The 6,225-nt window shown below is 71.2% G+C and carries 7 protein-coding genes; 2 read left to right on the forward strand and 5 right to left on the reverse strand.

Features of this window, described 5'->3' with window-relative positions:
* The 3 genes from D7X74_RS06745 to D7X74_RS06755 all read right to left on the reverse strand — a co-directional run.
* Positions 1-917: metallophosphoesterase (locus D7X74_RS06745; protein ID WP_120532094.1), on the reverse strand; the 917-nt coding region annotated here is incomplete at its 3' end.
* A 76-nt stretch (positions 918-993) separates the two neighbouring features.
* Positions 994-1,296: a hypothetical protein gene (locus D7X74_RS06750; RefSeq protein ID WP_199741781.1), complete on the reverse strand. Its 303-nt coding sequence runs from the start codon at positions 1,294-1,296 to the stop codon at positions 994-996.
* Positions 1,297-1,375: 79 nt separating this feature from the next.
* Positions 1,376-2,743, reverse strand: a complete 1,368-nt coding sequence (locus D7X74_RS06755; RefSeq protein WP_120532095.1) for a hypothetical protein — start codon at positions 2,741-2,743, stop codon at positions 1,376-1,378.
* Between the two features lie 79 nt (positions 2,744-2,822).
* Here D7X74_RS06755 and D7X74_RS06760 point away from each other — a divergent pair, with 79 nt between their 5' ends.
* Positions 2,823-3,281, forward strand: coding sequence for a YaiI/YqxD family protein (locus tag D7X74_RS06760; RefSeq protein ID WP_120532116.1), 459 nt, complete (start codon positions 2,823-2,825; stop codon positions 3,279-3,281).
* 9 nt (positions 3,282-3,290) lie between these two features.
* Here the strand turns inward: D7X74_RS06760 and D7X74_RS06765 are convergent, their stop codons facing one another.
* The gene (locus D7X74_RS06765; RefSeq protein ID WP_120532096.1) at positions 3,291-3,815 is read right to left on the reverse strand and encodes a hypothetical protein; all 525 of its coding nucleotides are present in this window, start codon (positions 3,813-3,815) and stop codon (positions 3,291-3,293) included.
* A gap of 112 nt (positions 3,816-3,927) precedes the next feature.
* The gene (locus tag D7X74_RS06770) at positions 3,928-5,262 is read right to left on the reverse strand and encodes an amidohydrolase (protein ID WP_120532097.1); all 1,335 of its coding nucleotides are present in this window, start codon (positions 5,260-5,262) and stop codon (positions 3,928-3,930) included.
* Positions 5,263-5,506: 244 nt separating this feature from the next.
* Here D7X74_RS06770 and D7X74_RS06775 point away from each other — a divergent pair, with 244 nt between their 5' ends.
* Positions 5,507-6,124: an outer membrane beta-barrel protein gene (locus tag D7X74_RS06775; protein WP_120532098.1), complete on the forward strand. Its 618-nt coding sequence runs from the start codon at positions 5,507-5,509 to the stop codon at positions 6,122-6,124.
* Positions 6,125-6,225: the final 101 nt, after the last annotated feature.

Consider the following 6,225-nt stretch of genomic DNA (forward strand, 5'->3'; position numbering starts at 1 on the left):
ATGGGGAGCAGGGGCACGCGGCCCTCCGGGTAGAGGGCGGTGAGGCGGTCCCCGCGCAGCTCCAGCGCGGCCAGGTGGCGGCCGTAGTGGGTGCTGAGCCCGGTGTCGATGACGATGACGCGGCCTGCGAAGCGCACGGTGAGGCGGCCGTCCTTGGAGGGGGTGTGGCCCATCACCATGCGGCGGGCGCCGAAGCGCTCCAGCACCTGGGTGAGGCCCGCGTCCCACTTCGCTTCCTCGTCCAGCGCGTAGCCGCGGAACCACACCGGGCCGTTCGGATCCACGGCGCCACCCGGCGGCTGGCCCGGCGTCAGGTCCTGCCACACCCAGCGGTTGACGGCGTCCAGCGTCGCGCCCGGGACGCTGGGGGAGAGGCCCCCGTGCATGAAGAGCGTGTCGTTGACGCGGATGACGGCGGGATGGCTGCGCAGCCATTGTCCGTAGCGTCCGTCCGGGGCGTAGGCGGCGGCGTGGCCGTGGAGTCCCTTCGCTTCGCCCGGGCCGTCCACGGTGGGCGACTGGTCCGCGAAGGAGGCCAGCTCGCCCGGCGTGACGTAGCGCAGGTCTCCGCGCATGTTCATGCACTCGTGGTTGCCCAGCAGCGCGTGCACGCGGCCGCCGGCCTTGCGGGCCTCGGTCTCCAGGCGCATGAGCAGTTCGAAGGCGTCGCGGGTGCGGTCGCCCCGGTCGGGCAGGTCGCCGGTCTGCACGAGGTGCGCCTTGCCCCCAACCCAGCGGTCCTTCGCGTCGATGAGGCCCGCCAGCCGGAGCACCTCCTTGAAGGCCTCCACGTCGCCGTGGACATCCGCGACGGCGACGACGCGCTCCACGCCCTGGAAGGTGAAGGGGTCTTCCGCCCTGGGGGCGGCGGCGGTGGCGAGCGCGGGCAGCAGCAGGCAGAGCAGGACGGGACGCACGGGCTTCCTTCTTCGCCGCGAGGAACACCGCGCGCGGCGGTCAGGGGAGGAAACCTATCGCACATCCCGCCCGGGCCTACGCGCGCGCGGCGGCGTAGATGTCCAGCAGCGTGACTCCCGCGACGGCGCCGGTGGCGGCCAGCAGGCGGCCCTTGCGCGCGCCCGGTTCACGGAGGCCGTAGCCCAGCGTGGCCAGGTCCATGGCGTCCCCCGCCACCCGGGCCCAGAGCCACGGACGCTTGCGCGCCGGACCCAGCAGGGCCATGCCCGCGGCGAGCTCACGAACACCGTACCCGCGCATCAACCGGTGCCCTTGCGAGAAGCCAAGGAACCGCAGCAGCGGCTTCGCTCCCAGAAGCTCCGTGATGCCCAACCCCACGCTGAACCAGCCCAGCGCACGCGGCAGCTGCCTCTTCCAGCAGGCGGGCGACGGAGCCCCTGCCCTCCTTGAGTCACCCTCACCGATAGCGGGCGGGGATGGCGCGCAGGAACTGCGCATCCTTCCAATCCCAGACGCGCGAGGGGTCGCGATCCACGTCCGACGGCAAGGAGTTCCAGGCGTGGACGTCATAGGAGGTGGAAGCGCGCCAGTGGACGACGACGCTGAACACGGCCGTCACGGCGAGCACGCCCGCGAGGACGCGGTGCCGCGACGGGGCCTCCAGCACGCTCTGCACGGGGTACGCGAGGAAGTAGACGAGGAAGGGCAGCGCGTCGGTGAAGAAGCGCGGACCAATGGAGTGCCCGGCCCACCAGATGGCGAAGGAGGAGATGGCCACCCAGTGCAGGACCAGGATGACGGCGAAGACGACCTCGTAGGCCTCCAGGCTCCCGCGGCGCCACTGCTGGACGAAGCCCACGACGCCCAGCACGAGGAACGGCGAGAAGGCGAACAGGCCGCGCGAGGGGCTCACGAGGTTGGCGGCCAGGGCCATGAAGAACCGGCTGGCGAGCGGATCCAACGAGTGCCGGTAGTAGGGCGACAGCAGCGCGCCGTAGACGGACAGGTTGTAGGCGCAGAAGGGAATCGCCACGAGCACCGCGCCCGCGAAGTAGGCCGGCAGCTGGCGCCGGTACTTCAGGACCATGAACCCGGTGACGACGATGACGCTGATGGAGTGCGTGGGCCGGCAGACGTAGGCGAGCGCGACGCTGAGGCCCAGGAGGAACGCGGAGCGCGCGGTCTGCGCGGGCCGGACGAGCAGCAGGATGATGCAGGCGATGGCGAGCAGACCGGGCCCGTGCTGCCAGAGCACCCGGCTCGCGGTGGAGTACGCCGTGGTGCCCAGCCCGAAGAGCAGCACGGTGACGAGCGCCGCGCCCGGGGACACCCGCTTGCGCAGCGCGATGAGGAGCACCGCCGCCGCCGCGCAGACGTAGAACGAGGCGATGAGCTGTTCGGTGCGGTTGTAGGCCCCCAGGTCCACCGAGCCGGTGCGCCGGAACAACTCCAACCACGACAGCGCGCCGGCACCGAACTCCCCCAGGTGGGGCAGCACCGGCCGCATCAGGGAGAAGAGCCCTTCGGCGGCGGCCACGAACGGGAGCGCGGAGACCACCACGCCCGGCGGGTACACGTAGTACGTGTGGCCGCCGGCCTCGTTGCGCGCATAGGCGGTGCCGGGAAAGAACGTGGGCCGGAACTCGTCCAGGTCGGTGTTGCCTTCGTGGAGGATGCTGGCCGCCGAGGGAATGGACCACAGCGAGTCCGTCTGCATCCGCACCTGGCTCATCGAATAGATGACGAACAGGGCCAGACACATCAGCCAGAGCGCGAGCGGCGAGGCCGCGAAGTCACGACGGGGCGATGCGGAGGGGGTCGGCACGCGGTGACTTCTAGCGAATCCGACCGCTCCCCGTCTTGGGTGTTCGAATCCCGCCGTGGAATCAACGAGGATGGGCCCCATGCAAATCTGGGTTGATGCCGATGCATGCCCTGGCCCCGTGCGGGACATCCTCCTGCGCGCCGTCCAGCGCCTGAAGGTCCCCATCGTCTTCGTGGCGAACAAGCCGCTGGCGCTGCCGCGACTGGCCTATGTCTCCACGGTGCAGGTGGGCGCGGGGCTGGACGTGGCGGACCGGCACATCGCCACCTCCGCGCAGCCGGGGGACCTTGCCGTCACCCAGGACATCCCCCTGGCCGCGCTGCTCGTGCCCAAGGGCGTGGTGGTGATGGATCCGCGCGGAGAGCTGTTCACGCCGGAGAACATCGACGAGCGGCTGTCGGTCCGCAACTTCATGCAGGACCTGCGCGACAGCGGCGTCACCACCGGCGGCCCCAGCAGCTTCTCGCAGCAGGACCGCCAGCAGTTCGCCGCCACGCTCGACCGGGAGCTCACCCGGCTCGTGAAGCAGCAGGGCTGAGAAGGTCGCCTATCGGCCGCTCGCGCCGCCACTGCCCTCCACCGCGGGCGTGCCCGTGGACGGCGACACGGGGCTGGTGCCGATGGCCTTGTTCTTCTTCCAGGCGTCCGGGGTGATGTCGAACCGCGCCCCGGGGTTCTGCGGCGCGACGAGCGGAATCAGGGGCGTCGCACCCACCGGGTCCGTGGCGGATTCACCCGAACCGCCCGTGCCCACCGGGTCGGCGTCCACGCACTCGTATTCGTCCGACGACGCCTGGGTTTGACCGGAGCTGCCAGAGCCTCCCACGGCCACTTCGGAGTCGGAGTCTCCGTAGAAGTTCATCCCGTGGTCGCGCAACATCGCCTGCGTGCGCGGGGACGCCTCCGCGTCCCAGGACAGCTCGTCACTGGCCCCCACCGCGGGCTCCATGCGCTGCGCTTCTGAACCCGACCCTCCGGTGCCACTGGCTTCCTTCGATGCGTGGGAGGCCCCCTCGTGGGCACAGCCTCCCAGCAGGAGTGCGGTCAGCGCGGCCATGAGCGGAAGCTTCATTGGGGGTTCCTCCGGAAGTGTCGTCCGTCATTCAAGGTGGACGCACTTGCGTCCGGGGCAAGCGACAGGAACCCTCCAGGCCAGCGCCCCCGTCGCCCCTCCCCTCCTTGGCTCAGTGGTCGGTGGGCGTCGTGCCGCCGTGCAGGCAGGCCAGCGCCGCCACGGTCAGCGACTCACAGCCCTTGCGCAGCGAGCCCGCCCGGTCCGGCGCATAGAAGGGCGAATGCGGCCCCGGCACGTGCGCCACCTTCTCCATCGGGGTCGTGCCCGGAGCCTCCGCCCAGGTCTTCAGCGGCGTGATGCCCACGTACCAGTACGCCGTGGGCACCGGGCGCTCCGGCCCCTGCGCGAAGAAGGGGAAGTCCTCGCTCGCGGTGACGAGCACGCCCGGCACCAGCGCGGCCTGTCCGAACCACTCCGCGTGCGCGGCCTGGACCTTCCGGAGCAGCGCCGGATCATTGCGGTTCACCGGCGTGCTCAGCTCCACCTCCACCTCCGGAGGCTTCGGTGAGCCCGAGGCCAGGGCCTCGCCCTTCACGATGCGCTCGATGGCGGCGAGGACGCGGGCCTGCACCGCTTCGTCCTCCGTGCGCACCGTCACCTCCAGCAGCGCTTCGTCCGGAATCACGTTGGCGCGCGTGCCCGCCTGGAAGCGCCCCACCGTGACCACCGCCGCCTCCAGCGGGGACAGCTCGCGCGACACGATGGTCTGCAGGCGCAGCACCACGCAGGCCCCCAGCACCACCGGATCCACCGACAGCTCGGGCTGCGCGCCGTGCGCCCCCCTGCCGAAGAGGCGGATGCGCACGCTCGCGGAGCCCATCATCGTCACCCCCTCGCGGTGCATGAGCGCGCCCACCGGCAGCGGCGCGGTGTGCTGCCCCAGCACTGCGTCCGGCGTGCCGAAGCGCGCATACAGCCCGTCCTCCAGCATCGCCTTCGCGCCCTTCGCGGTCTCTTCCGCGGGCTGTCCCACCACCAGCACCGTGCCGCGCCACGCGTCGCGCGAGCGCGCCATCAGCGCCGCCGTGCCCACGAGGCACGCGGTGTGGACGTCGTGGCCGCACGCGTGCATCACCGGCTCGCCGTCCTCCGTCTTCACCTGGCTCGCGTACGGCAGCCCTGTCTTCTCCTCCACGGGCAGCGCGTCCATGTCGCCGCGCAACAGCACCATGGGGCCCTCCCCGTTGCGCAGCCGCCCCACCACGCCGTGGCCGCCGATGTCCCGGCTCACCTCGTAGCCCTCGGCCTCCAGCCTTCGGGCCACCTCCGCCGCCGTGTGGGCTTCCTGCCCGGACAGCTCCGGGTATTCGTGCAGGTCGCCGTAGAACGCGTCCACGTCTGGCAGCACGGCGTCCAGGTGTTCGAGCACGCGACAGGCGCGGGCCTTCAGGTCGGTGTCGGGGGGTTCGTGAACCGGGACATGTGGGGTGCCGGTGTCGTTCATTGCTTTCGCTCCTGGGATGGATGCGCGTTGGGGGACATCGCGCGGACCACCGCTCAAGGTGGAAGTTCCGCGGGGCGCGTCACAGGTGGAAGCAGGGCGGCAGGCGGGGGCTCGCGAGGTGGCGACGGATGCCCGGTCCGCCAGGGTGACGTGGGCCTTCAGGGCAGCGCCTGTCCGTTCGTTGTCCGCCCATCCCTGGGAGGCCAGCTTGAAGACGCGCAGCCAACAGAGGAAGGGAGCCGTCATGAAGCGAGGCATCGGATTGGGGCTCTGCCTGGTGGGATTGACGGGCGGAGCCGCGGGGGCCCAGGCACCTCCGGATGACGCGCCCGTGCGGTCGCGACAGGTGGAGTGGAAGGGCCCCTACTTCCTGCTGGGACTAGGGGTGGAGGGCTACACGGGGAAGCTCGCGCCCAACCTGGATCCGGGTCCGTCCTACGGCGTCATCGTCGGCTACCGCCCCAACGACTTCCTGGGCCTGGAGGTGGGCTACAGCGGCGGCGCCAGCAACCTCGCCGTGTCGGAGAGTCCTTCCATCGGCAACCCGGACATCGTGCGCAACGGCGCGCAGGCGGGCGTCACGCTGGGCTTCACCTCCAAGCGGCTCCAGCCGTTCGCGCTCGCGGGCATCGGCGTGGAGCGCTACTCGGTGCGCTCGGGGAACTTCTTCCAGTTCCTCGACGACACGGGTGGCTACGCACCTGTAGGCCTGGGTCTGCGCTACCAGCTCAGACCCCGGCTCACGGCGGAGGTGCGCGGCAGCTACAGCTTCCTGTTCGGGCAGGACTTCTCGAGGGCGCAGGACCTGGGCGCCGGAGACGGCCGCTACCAGGGAACGCTCCAGATTGGCGGCAGCTACTGAAGGGACTCCCGCCCGCGGCCGGGTTCGCGGGCGCGGCGAGGTCTTGAGGTATCGTCCGGGCAGGTGCGGGCTCCCCCCGAAGCGCCCGCGTCTCCGCTCCC

Origin of the sequence: Corallococcus sp. CA047B (genome assembly GCF_003612065.1) — a bacterium.
Lineage (GTDB): Bacteria > Myxococcota > Myxococcia > Myxococcales > Myxococcaceae > Corallococcus > Corallococcus praedator.

Coding starts and splice junctions, on each gene's coding strand:
- D7X74_RS06760 (WP_120532116.1), top strand. CDS start 2,823: ATGCAAATCTGGGTTGATGCCGATGCATGCCCTGGCCCCGTGCGGGAC.
- D7X74_RS06765 (WP_120532096.1), bottom strand. CDS start 3,815: ATGAAGCTTCCGCTCATGGCCGCGCTGACCGCACTCCTGCTGGGAGGC.
- D7X74_RS06770 (WP_120532097.1), bottom strand. CDS start 5,262: ATGAACGACACCGGCACCCCACATGTCCCGGTTCACGAACCCCCCGAC.
- D7X74_RS06775 (WP_120532098.1), top strand. CDS start 5,507: ATGAAGCGAGGCATCGGATTGGGGCTCTGCCTGGTGGGATTGACGGGC.